This is a genomic window from Paenibacillus zeirhizosphaerae (genome assembly GCF_030705605.1).
Classification (GTDB): Bacteria; Bacillota; Bacilli; order Paenibacillales; family Paenibacillaceae; genus Paenibacillus; species Paenibacillus zeirhizosphaerae.
Window position 1 is genome coordinate 1 of the sequence record NZ_JAPCKK010000029.1, and the last position, 21,602, is coordinate 21,602.

The 21,602-nt window shown below is 43.3% G+C and carries 16 protein-coding genes; all 16 read right to left on the reverse strand.

Going from position 1 to position 21,602, the window contains the following annotated elements; all coding sequences use genetic code 11:
* Positions 1-217 precede the first annotated feature (217 nt).
* A complete protein-coding gene (locus tag OIN60_RS17740) occupies positions 218-1,117 on the reverse strand; it encodes a YitT family protein (protein WP_305756204.1) in 900 nt (299 codons plus the stop codon).
* A gap of 182 nt (positions 1,118-1,299) precedes the next feature.
* Positions 1,300-2,413, reverse strand: a protein-coding gene (gene prfB, locus OIN60_RS17745) for a peptide chain release factor 2 (protein WP_305756205.1) whose coding sequence is annotated in 2 segments (ribosomal slippage) — positions 1,300-2,340 and positions 2,342-2,413 — 1,113 coding nt in all. Because the reading frame shifts where the segments join, the coding sequence is not laid out codon by codon here.
* A 195-nt stretch (positions 2,414-2,608) separates the two neighbouring features.
* Positions 2,609-5,059 carry a preprotein translocase subunit SecA gene (secA, locus tag OIN60_RS17750; RefSeq protein ID WP_305756206.1) on the reverse strand — a complete coding sequence of 817 codons (2,451 nt, stop codon included), beginning with the start codon at positions 5,057-5,059 and terminating at the stop codon, positions 2,609-2,611.
* 389 nt (positions 5,060-5,448) lie between these two features.
* Entirely contained in the window at positions 5,449-6,012 is a 564-nt protein-coding gene (hpf, locus tag OIN60_RS17755; RefSeq protein WP_305756207.1) for a ribosome hibernation-promoting factor, HPF/YfiA family, read from the reverse strand.
* A 219-nt stretch (positions 6,013-6,231) separates the two neighbouring features.
* Positions 6,232-6,429 carry a cold shock domain-containing protein gene (locus OIN60_RS17760; protein ID WP_018887618.1) on the reverse strand — a complete coding sequence of 66 codons (198 nt, stop codon included), beginning with the start codon at positions 6,427-6,429 and terminating at the stop codon, positions 6,232-6,234.
* A 583-nt stretch (positions 6,430-7,012) separates the two neighbouring features.
* Positions 7,013-9,349, reverse strand: coding sequence for a hypothetical protein (locus tag OIN60_RS17765; RefSeq protein WP_305756208.1), 2,337 nt, complete (start codon positions 9,347-9,349; stop codon positions 7,013-7,015).
* Between the two features lie 449 nt (positions 9,350-9,798).
* A complete protein-coding gene (locus OIN60_RS17770) occupies positions 9,799-10,014 on the reverse strand; it encodes a hypothetical protein (RefSeq protein WP_305756209.1) in 216 nt (71 codons plus the stop codon).
* A gap of 115 nt (positions 10,015-10,129) precedes the next feature.
* A complete protein-coding gene (locus OIN60_RS17775) occupies positions 10,130-11,098 on the reverse strand; it encodes a cohesin domain-containing protein (protein WP_305756210.1) in 969 nt (322 codons plus the stop codon).
* A 1,045-nt stretch (positions 11,099-12,143) separates the two neighbouring features.
* Positions 12,144-13,310 carry a class I SAM-dependent methyltransferase gene (locus OIN60_RS17780; RefSeq protein WP_305756211.1) on the reverse strand — a complete coding sequence of 389 codons (1,167 nt, stop codon included), beginning with the start codon at positions 13,308-13,310 and terminating at the stop codon, positions 12,144-12,146.
* A 176-nt stretch (positions 13,311-13,486) separates the two neighbouring features.
* Positions 13,487-15,238 (reverse strand): bifunctional glycosyltransferase family 2 protein/class I SAM-dependent methyltransferase, encoded by a 1,752-nt coding sequence (locus tag OIN60_RS17785; protein WP_305756212.1) that lies wholly within the window; start codon positions 15,236-15,238, stop codon positions 13,487-13,489.
* Positions 15,239-15,941: 703 nt separating this feature from the next.
* A complete protein-coding gene (locus OIN60_RS17790) occupies positions 15,942-16,298 on the reverse strand; it encodes a hypothetical protein (protein ID WP_305756213.1) in 357 nt (118 codons plus the stop codon).
* Between the two features lies 1 nt (position 16,299).
* Positions 16,300-16,677 (reverse strand): flagellar export chaperone FliS, encoded by a 378-nt coding sequence (fliS, locus tag OIN60_RS17795; protein WP_305756214.1) that lies wholly within the window; start codon positions 16,675-16,677, stop codon positions 16,300-16,302.
* A 22-nt stretch (positions 16,678-16,699) separates the two neighbouring features.
* Positions 16,700-18,169, reverse strand: a complete 1,470-nt coding sequence (gene fliD, locus OIN60_RS17800) for a flagellar filament capping protein FliD (RefSeq protein ID WP_305756215.1) — start codon at positions 18,167-18,169, stop codon at positions 16,700-16,702.
* 13 nt (positions 18,170-18,182) lie between these two features.
* The gene (locus tag OIN60_RS17805) at positions 18,183-18,512 is read right to left on the reverse strand and encodes a flagellar protein FlaG (protein WP_305756216.1); all 330 of its coding nucleotides are present in this window, start codon (positions 18,510-18,512) and stop codon (positions 18,183-18,185) included.
* A gap of 156 nt (positions 18,513-18,668) precedes the next feature.
* A complete protein-coding gene (locus tag OIN60_RS17810) occupies positions 18,669-20,543 on the reverse strand; it encodes a glycosyltransferase (RefSeq protein ID WP_305756217.1) in 1,875 nt (624 codons plus the stop codon).
* Between the two features lie 143 nt (positions 20,544-20,686).
* Positions 20,687-21,502 carry a flagellin N-terminal helical domain-containing protein gene (locus OIN60_RS17815; RefSeq protein WP_305756218.1) on the reverse strand — a complete coding sequence of 272 codons (816 nt, stop codon included), beginning with the start codon at positions 21,500-21,502 and terminating at the stop codon, positions 20,687-20,689.
* Positions 21,503-21,602: the final 100 nt, after the last annotated feature.

The following is a 21,602-nucleotide window of genomic DNA, read 5'->3' on the forward strand; positions in this document are numbered from 1 at the left end:
TATCAGACTGCCTCAACGTCGAGAACTTTTGCTTCCTTACTCAGACTGTCCCCCTCCGGGTTGAAAGGGAAAGGGGTAAAAAACGTGGGAGTCAAAGAGACGCTTTTGACAGTCTCGTTCATATCAGGGAGTCCATGCCTCTCGTTAAGGGCGTAGCCGCAACAAGCTGCGTCCCTAACGGCTGCATGATGCCTGCCCTTGTGCGCTCCCTCCTTTGTCAGCGTTCTCTTTTAAAACCATTGCCCAATACTTCGTGCGTATCGCCGATAATAACAAATGCATCCGGATCTACGGACCTGACGAGCGTTTTGAGCCGGGTGACTTCATTCTGTCCCACGACCACCATCAGCACCGGCCGGTCCTCCTGCGTAAATCCGCCACGGCCCGCCAGCTCGGTCAAGCCTCGATCCAGATCCTCCAGAATGACTTTGGCCATTTTCTCCTTGTGATTGGAAATAATATAAGCCACCTTCGAATATCCAAGCCCCATTTCCACCGCATCAATAACTTTACCCGTGATATAGAGGCCGATGAGAGCATACAGCGCATTTTCCGGTGAAAGAGCGAAGCCTGCCAGCACAATAACCGTGCCATCGAGCAGAACGACCGACAGCGAAAAGCTGAAGCCAGTATATTTCTGGATGATCTGCGCTAGAATGCTCAGTCCCCCGGTAGACCCTCGTCCCCTGAATACGATGCCCAGTCCCAGCCCGACACCGATCCCGCCATATAATGAGGCCAGCAACGGGTTGGTCGTCGGCACCGGCCAGTTACTTGTAAAATAGACAAACAGCGGCAGCAGCACACTTCCCAGCAGTGAACGGAGGCCATACTGCCTGCCAAGCAGCAGCACACCGGCGATGAACAACGGAATATTAAGCGCCCACTGTGTAAAGGCAGGTTCCAGCCCGAACCATTCCTGCGCTAGGATCGACAGACCCGATACTCCTCCGGAAGCAATCCGGCTAGGCAGCAGAAACATGTTGAAAGTCAGCGCCGTTATAAAGGAGCCCAATGCGATCAAAAACATATCAAGCGCATTGCGTCCCGGCCCCGATGCGGGGAATAATTCCGCGATTCGCTTTCTGCGTGCGGAAGGTGAGTAAGATGATGCCATAGTTCAATTTCTCCTTTAAATGTTATTCACTTGTTATTCGTTGTTACCCCAAGCGCTGCAAAAGCATACCTATGCAACAGAAACGGACAACGGAAGCGGAACGGGTATGCATAATTTTAAGCAAAAAAATTCCTACACGAAGTGTACTCAAAAAACGTACACCACGTGTAGGAAAGGTTAGATTATTCGGTTTCCACCTTGATTTGGCTGCGCAGGTAACCGTCGATAAACGCATCCAGGTCTCCGTCCATAACAGCACCTACGTTCCCTGTCTCAACACTGGTACGGTGATCCTTTACCATACTATAGGGATGAAACACATAGGAGCGAATCTGGCTGCCCCACGCAATTTCCGACTGTTCTCCTCGGATTTCGGCCAAATGCTGCTCTTGCTCTTCAATTTTACGCTCATACAGCTTCGAACGAAGCATCGTCATGGCGCGTTCACGGTTCTTGATCTGGGATCTTTCGTTCTGACAGGTCACCACGATGCCTGTTGGCAGGTGGGTAATCCGCACAGCCGAGTCGGTCGTATTGATGTGCTGGCCACCCGCGCCACTGGCACGGTACGTGTCGATCTTCAGATCCTCCGTACGGATTTCGATGTCCACATCATCCGCGATCTCCGGCACAACATCGCAGGATACAAACGACGTATGACGGCGTCCTGACGAGTCGAACGGCGAGATACGCACCAGACGGTGAACACCTTTTTCCGCCTTCAGATAACCATAAGCGTTAAAGCCCTTGATCAGCAGGGTAACGCTCTTGATTCCCGCCTCATCGCCGGGCAGATAATCCAGTGTCTCCACCTTGAAGCCGCGCTTCTCGGCCCAACGGGTGTACATACGATGCAGCATTTGCCCCCAGTCCTGCGACTCGGTTCCACCGGCGCCCGGATGCAGCTCCAGAATGGCGTTCAGCTTATCGTAAGGCTGGTTTAACAGCAACTGCAGCTCGAATTCCTCCAGCCTGCTAACCAATGCGGACACGCTGTTCGTGACCTCGGTTGCCAGCTCCTCGTCGCCTTCTTCATCAGCCAGTTCAACCATCATGCTGGCATCCTCGTATTCCTGACGGAGCTTCTCATATTCGTCAACAGAGGATTTGACAGCGTTCAATTCAGCAATAATCCCCTGTGCCTTCTCATTGTCATCCCAAAAATCCGGGGCCGCCATCTTCTCTTCAAAGTTGGCGATCATCTCCTGCTTCAGATCTAAGTCAAAGAGACCCCCTAAGGTTTGTTAGTTTCTTGCTTATTTCACGCAGATCATGCTTTACACTTGGATCGATCATTCCGCAAAACCCCTTTTCATGAAATGAGCCCCCGGAGTGCAGCAGGCAATGAGCACCAGCCATCAGCTGGCACCCATTGCCTCTGCTCTCCAAGGAGCCTTATGTTCACCTCGCAGCAGCTTATGATGCTCAAGCTGCTGCAGCCTGTTTATTCTAATATCCTATGCTGTCCATCCCAAAAAAACTCGGCATGCCTTAAGCCTTGCCTGATCTCCGGGATGCTCTGTTCTGCTTCGGCGTCGAAGGCTCGCCGCTGGTGGACATTTTCTTCTCATCCACGACCGCCTGGCGCTCCTGGTTCGATTCGATTTTCGCTTTCATCACGTAAGTCGCAACCTCTTCCTGGATGCTGGCGATCATTTCATGGAACATTTCAAAACCTTCAAATTGATACTCACGCAGCGGATCCGTACCACCGTAAGCACGAAGATGAATGCCCTGACGGAGCTGATCCATGGCGTCGATATGGTCCATCCACTTGCTGTCTACAGCGCGCAGCACGATAACCTTTTCGAATTCGCGAACCATTTCCTCGCCAATCTCTTCTTCACGAGCATTGTACTTGGTCGTAACTTTCTCAAACAGAAGCTCGACAATCTCTTCCTTCTCTTTGCCCCAAAGCTCGTCGCGGCTCACTGCGCCTTCTTCCAGCAGCTTGCCGTTGACGTACTCAGCCACTTCTTCAAGCTCCCAGTTCTCAGGAATGTCGTCCCCGCAGTGCGCCTCAACTATACGCTCGATGGTAGGCTTGATCATGTCGAATACGATCTCTTTGATATTCTCCGACTCCAGCACTTCACGGCGCTGCTTGTAAATAATCTCACGCTGCTGATTCATGACGTCGTCATACTGCAGCACGACTTTACGGAGATCGAAGTTATTGCCTTCCACCCGCTTCTGGGCGGATTCGATGGCACGCGTAATCATGCGGCTCTCAATCGGCTGATCTTCCTCAAAGCCAAGACGCTCCATCATACTCAGCACGTTGTCTGCGCCAAAGCGCTTCATCAGATCATCGCCAAGAGACAGGTAGAATTGCGTCGAGCCCGGGTCCCCTTGACGGCCTGCACGGCCTCGCAACTGATTGTCAATCCGGCGGGATTCGTGCCGCTCTGTACCGATGATATGCAGACCGCCGGTTTCGGCTACGCCTTCACCCAACACAATATCCGTACCCCGGCCAGCCATGTTCGTGGCAATCGTAACCGCACCGGCTTCACCCGCGCGGGAGATAATTTCCGCTTCCTCCGCATGGTATTTCGCATTCAGCACCTTATGCTTCACGCCTTTGCGCTTCAGCATTTCGGACAGCAGCTCGGAGTTCTCGATCGATACCGTACCCACAAGCACCGGCTGCTGCTTCTGATGGCGCTCCATAATTTCATCGACAACCGCTTTGAACTTGCCTTTCACACTTTTATAAACAACATCAGGCGTGTCAATACGCTGATTCGGACGATTGGTCGGAATTTGCAGCACTTCCAGGCCGTAGATTTTCTTGAACTCTTCTTCCTCGGTTTTGGCCGTACCGGTCATGCCCGCCAGCTTCCGATACATACGGAAATAGTTCTGGAAGGTAATCGTCGCCAGCGTCATGCTCTCGTTCTGTACGCCGATGCCTTCCTTCGCTTCAATTGCCTGGTGCAGACCGTCGCTGTAGCGACGACCGGCCATCAGACGGCCCGTAAATTCATCAACGATGACAACCTCGTCCTCGGTTACCACGTAATCCACGTCACGACGCATGATCACATTCGCCTTCAACGCTTGCACTACATGATGGTTGATCGTCACGTTAGCCTGATCATACAGGTTTTCCACGGCGAAGAAATTTTCCGCTTTGGACACACCGTTCTCCGTCAGCGCAACCGATTTCACCTTCACGTCAACCGTGTAATCCTCTTCAATCCCCAGCGTTTTCACGAATCGGTCGGCCGCAAAATACAGCTGCGTCGATTTCTGGGCCTGTCCTGAAATGATCAGCGGTGTCCGCGCCTCATCAACCAGGATAGAGTCCACTTCGTCAATGATGCAGAACTGCAGAGGACGCTGAACCATCTGTTCCTTATACAGCACCATGTTATCGCGCAGATAGTCAAAGCCGAACTCGTTGTTGGTCCCGTACGTAATATCACAAGCATAAGCATGCTGCTTCGCACCATGGTCCATACCACTCAGGTTCAAGCCGACCGTCATGCCAAGAAACTCATAGATCTGCCCCATTTCACCGCTGTCGCGCTGGGCCAAATAATCGTTGACCGTAACCACGTGCACGCCACGACCCGCAAGCGCGTTCAGATAGACGGGCAGGGTACCGACCAATGTCTTACCTTCCCCTGTCTTCATTTCAGCAATTTTACCTTCATGCAGCGCCATCCCGCCCAGCAACTGAACGTCATAATGACGTTTGCCCAGCACACGCTTGGACGCTTCACGTACAGTAGCATACGCTTCAGGCAACAGCTCGTCCAACGATCCTCCCTGCTCCAGGCGGCTGCGGAATTCCTCCGTCTTCCCTTTCAGCTGTTCATCGGTAAGCGCACTAAAGTCCGGCTCCATCTTATTAATCAGGTCAACCGTCTTCATTAGACGTTTGACGTCCCGTTCATTCGTATCTCCGAATATCTTCTTAACTATGCCTAGCATGGTTTACCCCTTTCGCGCAAAAACAATTGATGGAATCAATTTCACAAACAAAAGGGTCCATGAAAATGAAATTGATTCGTACCTTTCAGCTTGCATCTGCTTGTTCATCAGCCATTTTCAGAAAAAAGTCTTTGGATAAATTGTAACAGTTTGTGGGAGTTGCCGCAACACACATGGGCTGGGCAATATCTACAAAATCCATTTCCTTTCATTGTATATTGTACAGACGAAGCATACGTCCGTTAAGTTTCGGATTTTGGCATTTTATCGGTGCCGATGGGTACGAAAAAGGCCCTCGTCCGGATATACGTCCGGGACAAGGGCACTCGTTAGTATTTTAGTTATTTTGCATTCTTAGTTAAAGGGTTCATCCATGCCTGCTGAAACGATCACTCCTGCTCAATCAGACCGTACTTCCCGTCATTACGTTTATAAACCACATTTACTTCCTGATTATCAATGTTGGAAAACACAAAGAAATTATGCCCGATCATGTTCATCTGGAGAATGGCCTCCTCCACATCCATCGGCTTCAATAAAAAGCGCTTGGTGCGGACTACCTCCAGCTCGTCGCTCTGGTCATCTTCGCCAAACTCGGGAACCTCCACCTCCGCAGCCGGCTGCTCTACGAACAGCGTCTTCAAGCCACCCTCTTGGCGGAACTTGCGGTTCAGCTTCGTTTTGTGCTTGCGGATCTGACGTTCGAGCTTGTCCGCTACCGCGTCGATGGACGCGTACATGTCTTCGCTTCTGTCTTCAGCCCGGAGGAGTACCCCTGGCAAAGGAATGGTTACTTCCACGGTGCGCAGCCCTCTTGTCGTGCTTAGCGTGACACTTCCATCAGATGTTGGCGGAGCATCGAAATACTTCTCAAGCCTGTTGAATTTCTTCTCAACATATTCTTTCAAAGCGTCAGTAACATCGATCTGTTGACCTCGAACGGTTAGGTTCATATGGAACGCCTCCTTTGCCCTTTCAGTATACCATATTTGTTAGGCGGGAGTAAAAATGAAGGTAGGGAAATGCAGGGATTTGTTAACGCCCGCACAATCTATTAAAAGAAGCTATGAAAATAAAAAGAAACCCTGGAATCGAGATTCCAGGGTTCATGCTAGCGTTTTCTCAATTGCTAACCATCTTACCGATTATGTAGGTCGGCTATGCCGGGATGATTATAATTTGATTACGTTAGCTGCTTGCGGTCCACGAGCGCCTTCAACGATGTCGAATTCAACGTCTTGTCCCTCTTCCAAGGTTTTGAAGCCTTCGGATTGGATTGCGGAGAAGTGTACGAAAACGTCGCCACCTTCTGCAGTTTCAATGAAACCATAACCTTTTTCTGCGTTGAACCATTTAACTTTACCTTGCATGCACTAACATTCCCTTCGTCATCAAATGAAGTGAAGCTCTCGCTCACATTTCCGACTATACCACCCAAGCTTATCCATTGTCAATTGGAAATGTAAATGGTTTAATACATTATTTTTCCACTGGTAGATTGACTGGAATTACAGCATAAATGGACCAATCCGGTTCTGAACTTGAGCTATTGATTATCTATTAAACCTATATGCTCCGGGTGAATCACACTCTGAATATTTTTTGTAGAATTTTTACTATCGAAAGCCTTAGCCGAACGGCTTAGCGAAACAATGTATTCTTCCAGGAGCGGCTGATAGCTGAAGATCGAAACGGTTCCAAGGTAGATAATGAAACGACTGTCTGAAACGATCGCGTAAGAAGAAGTACTGGTTGCCGTAGAGATAGAAATCAGCAAGCGGTTGAGATGGATAACACTTTACGTAACACGGTAACTGGGCTAGTAAATTCTCGACAGAAATTGACAGAAACATTTTTTTCAAGGTGAAGTATGTTGGGGTATAGAAAGAGAGCAAAAAAGAAAGAGCGATTGTTAATCGCCCTTTCCACATGGATATAAGGCTACCCAGTAATTCAAATACTGGTTTCAGGCTGGGAAGAAGCCTGTATGGGTTGCACGTTGGTGTTGTAGGCATTTACCTCAAAGGTAATAATTTTGTCATAAATGATATATTCCTTCCGATTCGTAAAAGGCCCTTTGTTGTTGTTATGTCTGTTAATCGCAAATGTGACAGACCCGGAGCCTGAGGCACGTTGCTCATACCAGCTAATGAAGGCATCCACTTCGCTCATGGAAAGATCATACTCTTTGACTTCACCGGTATTCAGCATGATGTCAAGTAAAGCTCTGTTTCCACTATTGTCTATCGGTGGCTCAGAGGGATTCCCCGGATCTGTTGTAACAAGAGTAGCTTGGGCTTCATTGGAAACAGCTACTTCGATACTGCCGTTAACAGCACGAACGATATAGTAATAAGGGGTGTTATTAACCACATTTGTATCTTCAAAGGTAGTAGCAGTTCCATATACAGTATCGATCACACTGTAAGGCCCACCACTTGTAGTTCCGCGTTGAATTTCAAAATTTGCAGCCTTTGAAATAGAATTCCAGTTTAATGTGACTTTTCCATTGCTTGCGGAAGCGGTCAAATTAAGTTTCTCCGTGGAGGGAACCTCCATGCTTTTTCCAAATAAGTTCCATTCGTACTGGTAAACGGACGTTCCAGCTCTAAGCACAACAGTTGAGACGTTCTGAACAGGGAGCGGCAAGTTCTCTAGTGTGTCATTGACTTTAGGCGAATAGGAATACAGTAAGGTATTACTGCTATCATAAAAATCAATGGATGAGTTGGCTATACTACTGCTTTTCAGAATAACCGAAGAAACCTCCATAGGTGAAGGGAAAGTATACCAGACAAGGCTGCCGCTCGACACGTAGTAACTGGTATTACTGCTATTATCTGTAACTTCACGAATAGTTGCAGTTTTAGTTGAAGTGGAAGTGCCAACATTAAGGGCAACCCGGTCAAGGAGACCACCCGTATATTTGGAAGCATTCGGGGTGATCGATTTTTCGGCTGAATCAGCGCTTTCACCCGCCTCATTGATAGACGATACAACATAATAATAGGTTGTTCCGTTGACAACGGAGGTATCGGTGTAAGAAGTACCGCTTACTGAAGCCAGTGATGCATAAGGTCCGCTTTTACTTGTTGAACGTTTAATATTATAAGATTTGGCCGCTGTAGATCCCCAATATAGATCAACAGTTTTATCCCCGCCCTGAATCCAGTTGATTACCGGCACCGCAGGAGCCGCTGTTGGAGTGGAGAAAACATTCCATTCATAAAAATAAGTGCTGGTGGCGGCTTTAAGGACAACTGTCGATACATTGGTAACCTCGACCGGCAGAGATTGCACAGTATCATTAGCTATAGGGGTGTAGGATAAAAGCAAATTATTGCTAGAATCATAAAACTCAATAGCTGTCGCCGAGCCACTATTTAAGATTACTGCAGAAATCGTTTGTGGTGATGAAAAAGTATGCCAGATTAAATTACCACTTGTTAAATAAGAGCTGGTGCTTGCGCTGTTATCTGTCACTTCCCGTGCTGAACCCGTTTTGTTCGATGTAGATGTGCCTATATTGAGAGTAATCCGGTCAAGCAGACCACCTGTATATTTGGTCGCGTTAGGAGTTGCGTTTTTTTCCCCGGAATTTTCGCTTTCCCCAGCTTCATTTACGGATGAAATAACATAGTAATATTTTGTTCCATTGTTAACAGAAGAGTCTGTGTAGGAATTGCCGTAAACTGATGCGAGAACGGAGTATGGACCGCCTGTAGATGTTGAACGTTTGATGGTATAGGACTTGGCCGCAATATTATTCCAGCTCAGATCGACGGTCTTGTCTCCGGCTTGAATCCAGCTAATGCTTGAAACTGCCGGGGGAGCCGATGGAGTTGTAAATACATTCCACTCATAGTGATAAACAGAAGCGGTTGATTTCAGCACAACAGTTGTGACATTCGATGCCGGTGTCGGTAAAGATTGAACTGTATCATTCGCTACAGGTGTAAACGATGTGATCATATTATTACTAGAATCATAAAATTCTATTGTTGAATTCAGGGAACTGCTCTTTAAAATAATAGCTGAGATATTTTGTGGTGAGGAGAAGTTGTGCCAGATTAAACTCCCGCTAGTCGAATAGTAACTTGTTTTTGAGTCTCCATCGGTCATTTGAGTGACAGTACCCTTGCTATTGTTAACCGAGGTACCAACCTTCAACTCCACATTGTCTAAGAGACCTCCTGTATATTGGCTGGCTGCTTGTGTTGACGTGTTAGGCAGGATAACCCATAATAGCGCCAGCAACAAAAAAGTGAAACCTATCTTTCTACTTTTCAAAACTTCTTCCCCCTTAATAATTCCTAATTTCGACAAGGAAAATTATAACATAATTATAGTTCTAAAGAAGTCGGTCTAAAGAATTATTTTTTAGCAATAAATGTTTAATTACATCTCTTAAAATGGGTATATATAACCGAATAAACATTCACTAAAGTGCACTTAAATGCCATCTTGCTCAAAGCAAGCTAAAGTTCGTGTCTGAAACTCGCTCTTCAATCTTGAACACTTCGTCGATTCTGGGGCTCCCTTGATCTTCGACATATTCTTTGATCATTTCTTCGGTAACGGCTCCAACTGTTCTACAGAAATATCCGGGTCGACAACCAGCTTGCTCAGCGTGTAAACTAAATGCGCCTCCCTATAATTTATCGGTTGACCCAGAGAGGGTTCCAATGTCTATTATAGAGGGCGCATTTCACGATCCTGACAGAGCTTTGTTAAATCTTTTAAGAATTCGAAGGATAATTTGGATTATCCAGCATTCTATTTACGATATAAATCAAGTCATCCTGATTTACATTGCCGTCGCTCACTTGATCAGCGCTGTGCTTTGTTGTGTCTGTATCAGCTACTGCAATACCATAATAAAAACCATCAACCGCGAGGTCAACAAGCGTATATTCACCCGAATGATTGACGTCCAATACCTCAGATTTCTCCACTATCACAGTATCTTTCCCACAAGAATCACCTTCAAGATCCCATTCGCTTTCCGTATTAGCAATTCGACAGCGAGTAGCATCTACATCTCCAGTTCCTTCTGCTTTGGCTCTGAAGTTAAGATTTAAGAAATGTAGCTTTGTCAGAAATGCTGTATTCTTTACCTTGACTTGCTACAATAAAACGAATCTTCCCATTCTCATCTGTTGGTGTGTTGTAAACTTTGTACCCTTCAACTTCATCATAACCCAAATATTCAAAAAGACTCGGGTCATATTGGATCGTGAAGTCTTCAGCGTAAATGTCACTTACATTCTCAAGAGAAATAGCGGAAGTAAATTTATCTCCGACTTTGACAGTATCTTTATCGATAGTAACATTCAGAACAGCTCCAACTGTAGTTTGTGGTGTGGCTGAAGCTTCATTAGAGTAACCAGATTCAATTCCATTTACTGTCGCTGTTACAACGAAGTAGTAGGTTGTTCCGTTAGTCAGACCAGGGATAACATAGCTTCCATAGGCGTCTTTAGTGACCGTTACTGTTTCAGTATATTTCCCAGCCTCGGTTCCGTATCTGACAATGTAGCTTTCAGATTCTTGAACTTGGTCCCAATTTAATGTTGCCTGACTATCTCCGGCAGCAGCTTTGAGATTGGTAGGAGTGTTTATATTTACTCCTAATGTTATTTCGCTTATTGCTACCCATGAAGAAGGGGTGTTGACTTCAATTTTTAATGAGTCGTAACTTCCCTTGGTTACTTCAATAGGATCTAGGATTGTTAGTTTACTTACAAGAGGAAACTTTTTTTCACCAATGACAGACCAAGTTTCATTTTGTAGTCCATAAATTGTATAAGAAGCGCTTGAGTTAGGGTCCGCATAACCAGCAATCTGCACAGAGTTCAAAGTGATTGCTTTCGGGAAGTCTAACTCAATAGTATCTTTATACCCAGCCGATAGCCATCGTGTAGTTAAATCTTTATCAAATACTTTGTCTGCTTCATAGTTGCCGTATGTTCTTGCTCCAGTGGCTTTTGTTCCATCAGGAGGACTAGCTCCCTGCATCCCATCAACATCTGAAGCCATCGCCATTGGAACCGTTAATAAAAAGACAAGAAAAAACAAAAATCCAGATGTCCATATAATAAATTCCTCATAATCAAATATTTTCTATATTAAACTGGACAAAAGGACCACTTTCTCTAAAATCTATACTCTATAGATTCAGAAAATTGGAAGAAAAATCTACTTAGAGCCTATCTCAAAATAAATTAATGTGAATGGACAGGAATAAAATTTTTTCCGAAATTTTTGTACCCTGCTTAAATTTATTGGCGCTTTCTCAAATCACTGCGCGGTTGATAATTTGGTGAATATTGAAAAAAAAGTTCGGGTGGTGCACTGAATTGTCGAATCCTGACGGATTGCTCGTAAAATGTAGAATGTATGCTTTTTTGTCGTACTGCTGATTTTCGTTCATTTATTCACCCCCCATTTTTAGGTAACCACTTTTTTTAGTTCGTCTAATCTACCTTATAGGGGGCATATCAAGTGGAAGGCTATAACAATCCCTTAATTATACGCGTTGACTTCAAAAGTCAAGATGTTATTGAAAGTGAGATAATCTATTCGACTGCGGAATGATCCGATGTTATTGTTGTTTTTATCGATAGCATACTTGGATGACCCGCTGCCAGCATCCTTTTTATCATATCAACTTATAGGAGTTTACTTCGGACATGGATAGATCATATTCCTTTTCCAAGTCATTTACCATGGTTATAACGAGGATCGCTCTGTCTCTGGAAGGGACTTCAGGTGTTGTTGGCAGATTGCCTTTAACTTTTTAAGCAATTCCTGATACCAGCGGATATAAAGTTACCGCTCACACGTTGTGACTATGCTACCGCCAAAAAGAGATGGCGATGAAACTTCACAGACTTGAGTGTCTAATACCGCCATCCTACTGTTCCTTGTATGGCTAATGAAAGTGATTAAGTGAGCCTCCTTGAGGACTTTTCATTATCGATGAGATTCTACTATTACCTGCAAGAAGCCTACCTCTGCCTTCTTCTCCACGATCTTGATTACAATAATAAACGGCGCAGAGCCAGATGATTTCAAACTAAAATTATTTTCTTTTCTTTCTGCAAACAGCCACCAAATACATAGGTTGCATATCTTTTACTAACCCCAATGGTATGAGATCATGATCAGCCCCATGTATCGAGTCCTTCCCAGTGGGTTTGAAATTTATATCCAATTTCCGTACTGTTCTAAGAAAAGTTGTACTTGCATTATTTTGATCATGAACATATGATTGTCCGTAAATTCCCACAATATCAAATTCCTTTGTCAGTTCTCCAATGAATTCAATAGCATTATATTCAAAACAATGATGCCTATTTAGAGGAGCTTCTTCAAAATAAGTACCTGGGTTAGTAATACTTCTGTTAGGAGTAGAGACTAAAAACAAGCCGTCCTCCTTGAGTAATCGTGTTGCTTCGCGAATCCAATGTGAACCATCTCTAATATGCTCTATTGTTTCAAACGAAACGATCACTTCAAAACTTGAGTCCTTAAATGGTAATTTATTTACGTCACCATATGAAAATTTAATATTAGAAGAGTTATAATCTTTTCTGGCATGTATTAAACTTTCCTCAGAAATATCAACCCCGGTAACATGTGTTGCTCCCGCTTCACTCATCATTTTGGATCCATACCCGGCTCCACAAGCAGCATCCAAAACTATTTTGTTTTTCACATGGCTGCAAGCAAATTTATATCTATTGATATGCTCTTCTAACACATCAGGATATTGATACTTAACATGACGATTGATAATCAGGCGCTCACCTGTAAATTCAACATCATTTTGTTCAAATTCTAAAATATCTTCATTTTCAAAAGACTCGTTTAAGTAATTTATGAATGATAGTACTTCTTGATCTTTATCCCTAATTTTTAGTACATAGCTAAGTGCAAGTTTTTGTTCACCTACTTCAGATAAGATCTGACCCAAATTCATTAACGCATCTTTATTAAACTCATCTTCTTTTAAAGCCTCTTCCAGAAAAGGTATGACATAATCAAATTGTTTGTATTGGTAGCACCCTACTGCAAGAATATTGAATAATTCAATCCTGTTATTTACTCGCTCATGAATACGAGCAATTAAAACAGGAAAAATTTTCTCGTCCTCTTTTATTGCATCTATAAGCCACTCAACGTTGCCATCCAATTTACCTTGATCCAGCATCCCTAATTTTTCTATCCAATTTAATCCAATCCCCATGGTATCCACTGCCTTTCAATATTTTTATCTTAAATTTCGAATCCCTCATAGCAAGGTCGGTTTATAAAACGGGAGCTAACTCTTACATCCTGGGTTGTGTGGATTCGTATTCTTGGCCGCGCGAGACTTATTCCCCTATACACCGTCTCCACAGTGGAATCAAGATCAAATTGTCATCATAACGTTGCTTTTAGCTCGTTTATAACTATAAGGAGATCATCATATGCCGATTTATCCAAATCACGGAGCTCTTCTATATATTCTGCTACCGCGCTTTCTTCCCCAATAAAATAAAGGGAATAGGAAATATTATACAGAACCTCCGTGTTGAAAAGATCCGTAAAATGAGCCCGTTCAAAAAATGGTAGTGCTCGATTGTATTCTCCGCTTTCAAAATGCACAACACCTATAAGATTGAACAATTCAGTTTTATAGCTGTCATCCGAAAATAATACATTAATCATTGTCAAAATATCTGTTGTTGCATAATCTTTAAGCTTATCTATGATTAAATTAGGCCGATCCTTATTATCCATAATTATAGGTATTATGTCATAAAGCGGATTTTTTGAAGCACTCAAAATATATTGATACGTTTCGAATTGAGCCTTAAGATTCTGTTCACCCAGCATGTCGAGCCGACTAATAAAACCTTCATCTTTCTGAGAAATCCCTTTACTCACTCCGCTTACTTCGTTGATCGTAAATCCAGTCCTAAAGTTCATCCGATGAATTTCATTAAGAGTGAAAAACCTCATTTGAGTTCGATTCAATATTCCTGCATCCTCATAAGAGAAGTTACCATCAATTAATAGATCACTCAAAACACTATGGTGCATAATATTATGAAGACTAATAAGTAATTTCCCGTTCGGCTTAAGATATTTACGAATATTGGTGAGTACTGTCCACGGATCGTATAAGTGTTCCAACACATCGGCCAAAATGATATAATCGAAGAAATTTTCTTCGTAGCTCATTATATCGTTTTCAACGTTTTCCGGTCTTACATCCGCGATAATCTTCGCAACCTCTGCAGTCGCTTCATTAAGTTCTATCCCATATAAATTACTATTCTTGTAGCGATTTCTAATTTCAAGCAACGTACCTCCGCAGGCACATCCTACTTCAAGTACATTTATCGGCGCTTCTGCCGGTTCTGTTATCAGGTTAACGATCTCCAAGCGGATATGCTGAGAATATAATGGACTAAATCCCCATTTTGTTTCGTATTTACGTGCATTGTTTCTCAAAATTTGACTATACTTTGAAGGCATTCTTCCAAATGACACACTGCCAAAATGATGAATAAATGTATCCCTGCACAGGAGAAGCTTATAGCCTGCTTTGCGGATTCTCAAAGAATAATCGTCATCCTCAAAGTTTCCGGGAGAAAACATTTCATCCAATGCTCCAACCTTTTTAAGAACAGAACCTTTAATCAGATAACAGAATCCAATCAGTTTTAAACGCTCATCCCATTTCGTTGGATCACTGACATTATACTGGGAAGCGAACTGTTGCATTTGCTTCAGGTCTTGATAACTAGTTGAAATCTTTTGACCATAGGAGCAATTGTTAGTTACACAACTCACGGCCCCGACGGAGTCATCACTGTATAATGCATACGTTAATTGCTCAAGCCATCGTTCAGTTACTATGGTATCATTATTCAACAGTAAAACATTATCACCAGAAGCTATTTCAATCCCTTGATTGCAGCCTTTTGGAAACCCGAGGTTACTTTCATTGAAAATTACTTTTATATCCTGCTGCCCTTTAAGCCAGTCAGTCGTCCCGTCTGATGAGGCATTATCGACAATAATAATCTCATAACTTCTCGGTTCCGTATATTTTCGGATGCTTTCTATGCAAAGTTTGGTATATTCCAGTTGATTATACGTCAAGATAATAATGCTTGTTTTCATTCTGCCTCCTGCTTGCTTTATGTCAAATTGACTGCTTTATTGTACCTATCATGGTTGATATATAATTGGTTTCCGGTCGGTCACCAACGCAAAACCCTATTTATGGAATAATAGGGACAAACTGTTCGGAGCGTTAAACTATGAAACCAGAAAAGTGAAATTTCGTGACGGTGAAAAGTATGATGTTCTTCTGTTATTTGATTTCTGAATTTGTTTTGCAGGAATATCCAACGGGCAAGATCGTGATGATTTGGGATAAAGGGAGAATCCGCCATGTTGCCCAGGCACTGTGGCTGCTTTCATGAAACGCGTTAGCATCGAGCCAATGAATGTCATTGATCGGCTTTGTATACCCTGCAAATCAAAAGTTCATTCTACATTAAATAATCGAAATGCTCTTCAGCAATTTTAAAAGTTACCGAAGCCCTCCAAAAAGAAAATGCTCCTTGTACAAGTTCAAAAAACTGACTCACGTCTTTTGGATATAAATGTAGAATTCGCAACATTCGATCTGTATGTGTATTAAACTCAGCATTATCCTCAAGAAAATTTAAATTTTGATTTGCATCAACCCATCTACATGTTCAGCAACCACTATGCTCATATCTTGTCTCCTCTTCTTTCGTTAATGCAAAATTGTGACAAGCAAGAAACAGAGCAATCCCGCTTTTTAAGCAAAGCTGCTCTGTAAACTCATAGCACTTCATTTTCGTTTATCCATCAAATAACTGTCCGGTGTATATCTGGATTCATATACGTTCTTTTGCACTTTGGCAGCGTTACGTTTCATTAGCCATTGTTGAGCATTGTTTCTCAGGGACAACATGTGCTGCTGAATTCTCTCATCGTATGACAATATGTTAGCAAGTTCTTTCTTCTGCTTGTCGTTCAACACCGTGGTGCCTGTTACTTGCTGCAACTGATCTACCACCATTTGCCGCTCACTTACAAATGCCTCTACTTCCTCCGAAGTTTTGTCCTCCAGTTGAACCACAAAACGTTCTGTCAGATTCGATAATCTTTCAAGCACAGCATTGATTTCTGCCTGATCGTTATTCATCTCAAACGGTTCCTGTCATTTGTTTATTAACCAATACCCACGTTTCACGTAATTCCTGCAAATAGCTGAGAGCCTCTTCTCCGTGCGCTATTTCCTTTTTGATGTTCGCCTGAATTAATAGATGGTTCATGTACTCATACAGAGCAAACAAATTTTTCGCTATATCATAAGAAGGATTCAAGGTCGACATCAGTTCGCTCAAAATGGTCTGCGCCTTGCCTAGATTTATATTTGCCTTAGCATAATCTTTAGCTTCGATCCCCTCTAAGCCAGCTTTCACAAAACGAATCGCCCCATCGTACAGCATGATCACCAACTGGCCAGGAGTAGAAGTCTGTACAGAAGATTGCTTGTATTTCTCATAAGGAGATGTAACCATAATCCATTATTCCCCACTCTCTTTATTGAAGATAACTTGTTAAACTTGAGGATTGGGATTGAAGTTGAGACATTGCCTGTTCCATAGCAGTGAACTGCTTATAATAACGGGTTTCCCAATTGGTCATTTTTCTTTCCATATCAAAGATTCTTTTGTTGTACTCCTTTAACTGCTCGCCCATAATACTTTCCGTCTTCAGGTTCATACTTGCATTCGTATCAAACTTTGAAGTACCTACTTTTTTGGAGAACAAATCCAGCGTATCATCCAACTCTGAGCTCAACTCACTAAAAATAGGCTTGCTCTTGGGATCTGATAGAGAACCGGTAAAAATGCTGAGCATCTTGTCAGGATTCGTGGTCAGCGCCTCAGTAAGCTTGGCCTCATCAATATATAGTTTGCCATTTTCATAGTATTGTCCGGTGGTAATTCCGATCTCACTTAATTCCTTATAATTACTTGAAATTACCGAACGCATAGATGTAACTGTTGAGCTGAGAATGGAGTCATTTTTCAGCAGGCCGCTTTTCGCCTTTTCTTCCCACTTCTTAATTTCGTCTTCCTTCATGTCCTTCTTCTGTTCATCTGTCAATGGAGGGAAATCACGATACTTCTGCTCGTCAACTTTGGAGTTCATCAGTCCCAGCAGTTCGTTATATGAATCCACAAAAGATTTAATCGTTTCAACTGCTTTGGCAGGATCGGATTGAGTCGTGATTTGGGAAGGCGTCCCCCCCGTTGTTTGCAGGATGGTTAGGTTAATGCCGTTAACGGTAAGCCTGTCACTATCCGTCGTATACGTTTTGGTCCCTCCAAGCTCACTGGTAACCTTAACCTCACCTTTTTGGGCAGCATTTGTAGTCATACCCAACAAAGTTGTCAGTGAGCTAGGTTTTGCTGTCTTATCCTGCCCGGTCGCAGTGATATCTTTCCCATACTCCTTAGAGGTGATCGTAAGTTTACCACTCACCTCATCAAAACTCGCATTAACCGTAGAGACTTCAGAATTAATCCGCGCAATAACTGTAGAAAGCTTATCTGTTTTCAGAAAGGTTACTGATTTATCATTGATGTGGAGTTCATATGTGTCTTGAGCGCTTCCAGAGCCACCAACAAGCTGCTCCAACGTCGTATTTAATGTAGCTCCCTCCAACCCTGCTCCTGTCTGCATATTGGCCTTTTGGGCCAGCTTGGTGACTTCAACAGTCATCGCTGTTGGGTTGGCATCTGCCCTGGCCTCAGCTTTAACAGCCGTTGTATTGCCACTTACGGTTGATTTTTTAGTATTCAAAGCTTCCGACTTGCTCAATTTTGCCAGCTTATCATTGAATTGAACAATTTTACTATTCATCTCTCGATAGCTGTCTCTTGTCCATTCGAGCGTTTGTTTTTGCTGACTCAATTTATCCAGAGGCACTCTCTTAACCGTCATAAGAGACTTCACCATACTGTCAATATCCATTCCTGAAAAACCGTTGACCCGCATACTCATTTACGCTAACCCCCTATACCTTTTCGTCAACCAGAATTCCGGCGATTTCCATCATCTTGGCTACCAAATCTAACGTCTTCTCTGGAGGGACCTCACGAATGGTCTCACCTGTTTCCTTGTCAAGCACTTTGACCATGATTTGATGAGTTTTCTCATGTATACTGATATCCAACGTTGTAGAGGGGCCTTGAAGAGCTTTAACCGCTTTGTCAATCGCTTGGATCAGACGTTCATCGCCAAGTGGAACACTAACTCCCTGACGCTCAAGTCTGGACAACTCCGTACTATTTCTGACCGTCTTCAATAATGAACTGTCCTGGCTGCCACGAGAATCAACTTTCATACCATCTACGGCCGCTTTGTTACCAGATACATTTGTAGTAAGTGAAAACTGTAGATTCATCGCTCATCCCCCGATGGAAATTATTTATTATATTTATCGGCTGGCGAGGCTTGGGATTGTAGAGGGGCGATGTAATCTCCCTTTTTTTGCACACGATTATTTTGCCCACAAACACAAGCTAAACTTCTTAGATATCTCAGCTAATACAGAGTCTTTTCCATTTGCATCATTCATCTTATCGTACAAGTCATACATATGTTCATAAGCACTATACTCATCACACATTCCAACCAGCTTCGTATAAAACAGCTTGGCATCCTCAAAGTAGCCAGACTTGAAACATACATCCCCTAGCAGCTTAACAACGCTCATATTTCTGGGATGGTCCTTATACAAATTAGCTAATAAATCAATAGCAATTTCACTAAAACCATAAGCAACTAAATTGACACACACTTGAGTCTTGACTCCAATACTTCCGCTCCATAAATAATTAAGTACAATCTCAAATATTTCGAACTCTTGCAAACGAATAAGATAAACCGAGATTCTCTCTAAAATATGTTCTACATGTGTAGTCATATTTATTACTTCAACAGGTTCGTTACTTACAACTTTCAAAAGCAGTTTTTTCTCTTTCACATTTAAGTTTAATAATGGAACAGCTTTTCGGAACAACTCTTCATCTCTAAGAATCATAGCCAACAAAAGTATATCCGTACCGTTTTGTTCCTCCAGATCAGTCAGCTCTAACCAAATCTTTCTTGCCTGTTGATGGTCTCTATCATATTGATGGGCAACGGCCGTGACATTACTTTGAACATTAACTTTATACATATCCATATATTTCAGTAGTAGGGGGTGCCTGAGTTGATATAACACTTCCAATAATTTTTGCAGTTGTTCTCGATGTTGGATATCAAAAAGATTGTCGACATTCTCAAGTACATCGTTCAAAGGAACTTGCGCTTTTTCGACAATTTCAAAATATTTAGCCATGATAGGCACGAAATCATTTTTCAGCTTAAGAGCCTCTACGATGTGCTCATATCCTTGTGCAAACTCGTTACGAGATGTATGCCACTCTGCTAGCCTGAAACGAGCAATATATGTGCCGTTCCCTTCCATAAACGTAATGCCCTTATCGCCAATTTCCATACATTTCTTCATACATTCGATGGCGTCTTTAGAGTAACCAATCTCCCAGTAGAATAGAGCCTGAATATGACGTAAGTCTACCTCTCGAGGATACACTTCCACAGCTTCTTTCAATACTGTAAGAGCCTCCTCATATCTCCCAAGTTCACCAAGACTCCGGCATAACGACGCAATCAACTCAGGGGCAATGGTCAGATTTTTGCTCATAGGATACGCCTGCTGCAAATACTTGATGGCCTTCTCATGTTCTCCCAGCCACATATAGGTTCTGCCCATATTAAATATATTGTAGACGGATGGATTTTCCTCAACCTCGACTTTCATTAAAGAGAGGTTCCTGCGCGCTTTCTCTCGATCCCTCATCATCTCGTCTGTATAACCTGTGTGCATAATGGTGAAGCTTGCATACCCTGCGAGTAATTGATCTTCTCGCTCTGTTGTGTTGAGATGCTCATGGAGACGATTTTTATAGTACAGCCCTATTTTATTTTTAAAAAGGCGAATAGCCATATGCGTCATTGCCCGCTCACCAGACATCAAGTTGCATATATTCACGAAATAGTAATCGGCTTCAGAGCCTAGTTCTGCCTCCAGGTCTGTCGACGATTCCAAATACTCATCCGCATCCAGGATTAGGATGTAATCCGTCTCTGCGTGCTTTATAGACTCATTCCTGGCTGCCGCGAAGTCGTTAATCCATTCCATATGAAAGATATCTTCCGTATACTCACTAGCGATTGAAATCGTGTTATCCGTTGATCCGGTATCCACTATAATAATTTGATCAACTTTGCCTTTTACGCTATCCAGACAACGTCTAAGAAATTGCTGTTCATTCTTTACAATCATGCACAACGCAATCGTTTTCCTCATGTGCTCCCTCTCTCGTTTCGCATTTACGAATTAAACCTTGTTACTGTAATTATCGGCTAAAACATATGTAATGGTTAGTAAACATGAACAAAACTGAAAAAAAGCCTCCGAGAATAATCTCGGAGACTCTGCTGATTCGAATATTAACGAAGCAATTGCAGTACAGCTTGTGGCTGTTGGTTTGCTTGCGCCAACATCGCTTGGGAAGCTTGTGCAAGGATGTTGTTTTTCGTTTGATTCATCATTTCTTTCGCCATGTCTACGTCACGGATACGGGATTCTGCAGCAGACAGGTTCTCAGAAGTTGTTCCCAGGTTGTTGATGGTATGCTCCAGACGGTTTTGGTTCGCACCCAGCTTGGCACGCTCAGCAGATACTGATTTAATGGCCACATCCAAGGTGCTGATCGCAGCAGCCGCACCCGTTTGACTTGCAATGCTTACTGAGGTAAGCCCCAAGGAATCTGCCCCCATATTTCCAATAGACAATGTAATTTGTTGTCCAGAGTTTGCTCCAATTTGGAAGACTGCCCCACTAACACCCGCTCCATCAAGCAGTTTCTTCGTATTGAACTCAGTGGTCGTAGAAATACGAGTTACCTCAGCAGTCAACTCAGCAACTTCTTTTTGAAGTTCAGCGCGATCTTCATTTGTGTTTGTATCGTTTGCAGATTGCACCGCTAGTTCACGAACACGTTGCAGAATGCTGTGTGTTTCGTTCAGTGCGCCCTCTGCTGTTTGGATCAGAGAGATACCATCTTGAGCATTCTTGGAAGCCATATCCAAACCGCGGATCTGACCACGCATTTTTTCGGAAATTGCCAGACCTGCAGCGTCATCGCCGGCGCGGTTGATACGCAGACCAGAAGACAATTTCTCGATAGCTTTGTTCGTGTTCGCAGTGTTCGTGTTCAGCTGACGATGAGTGTTCATTGCAGCAATATTGTGGTTGATAATCATTGTAAGTTTCCTCCCTGAATATAAATGAAGTTCCACATCCTTGTGGTAAACGCTGCGACATTAAGGTCGGCCGCCCTCCTGTTGCAGCGTCTACATTATA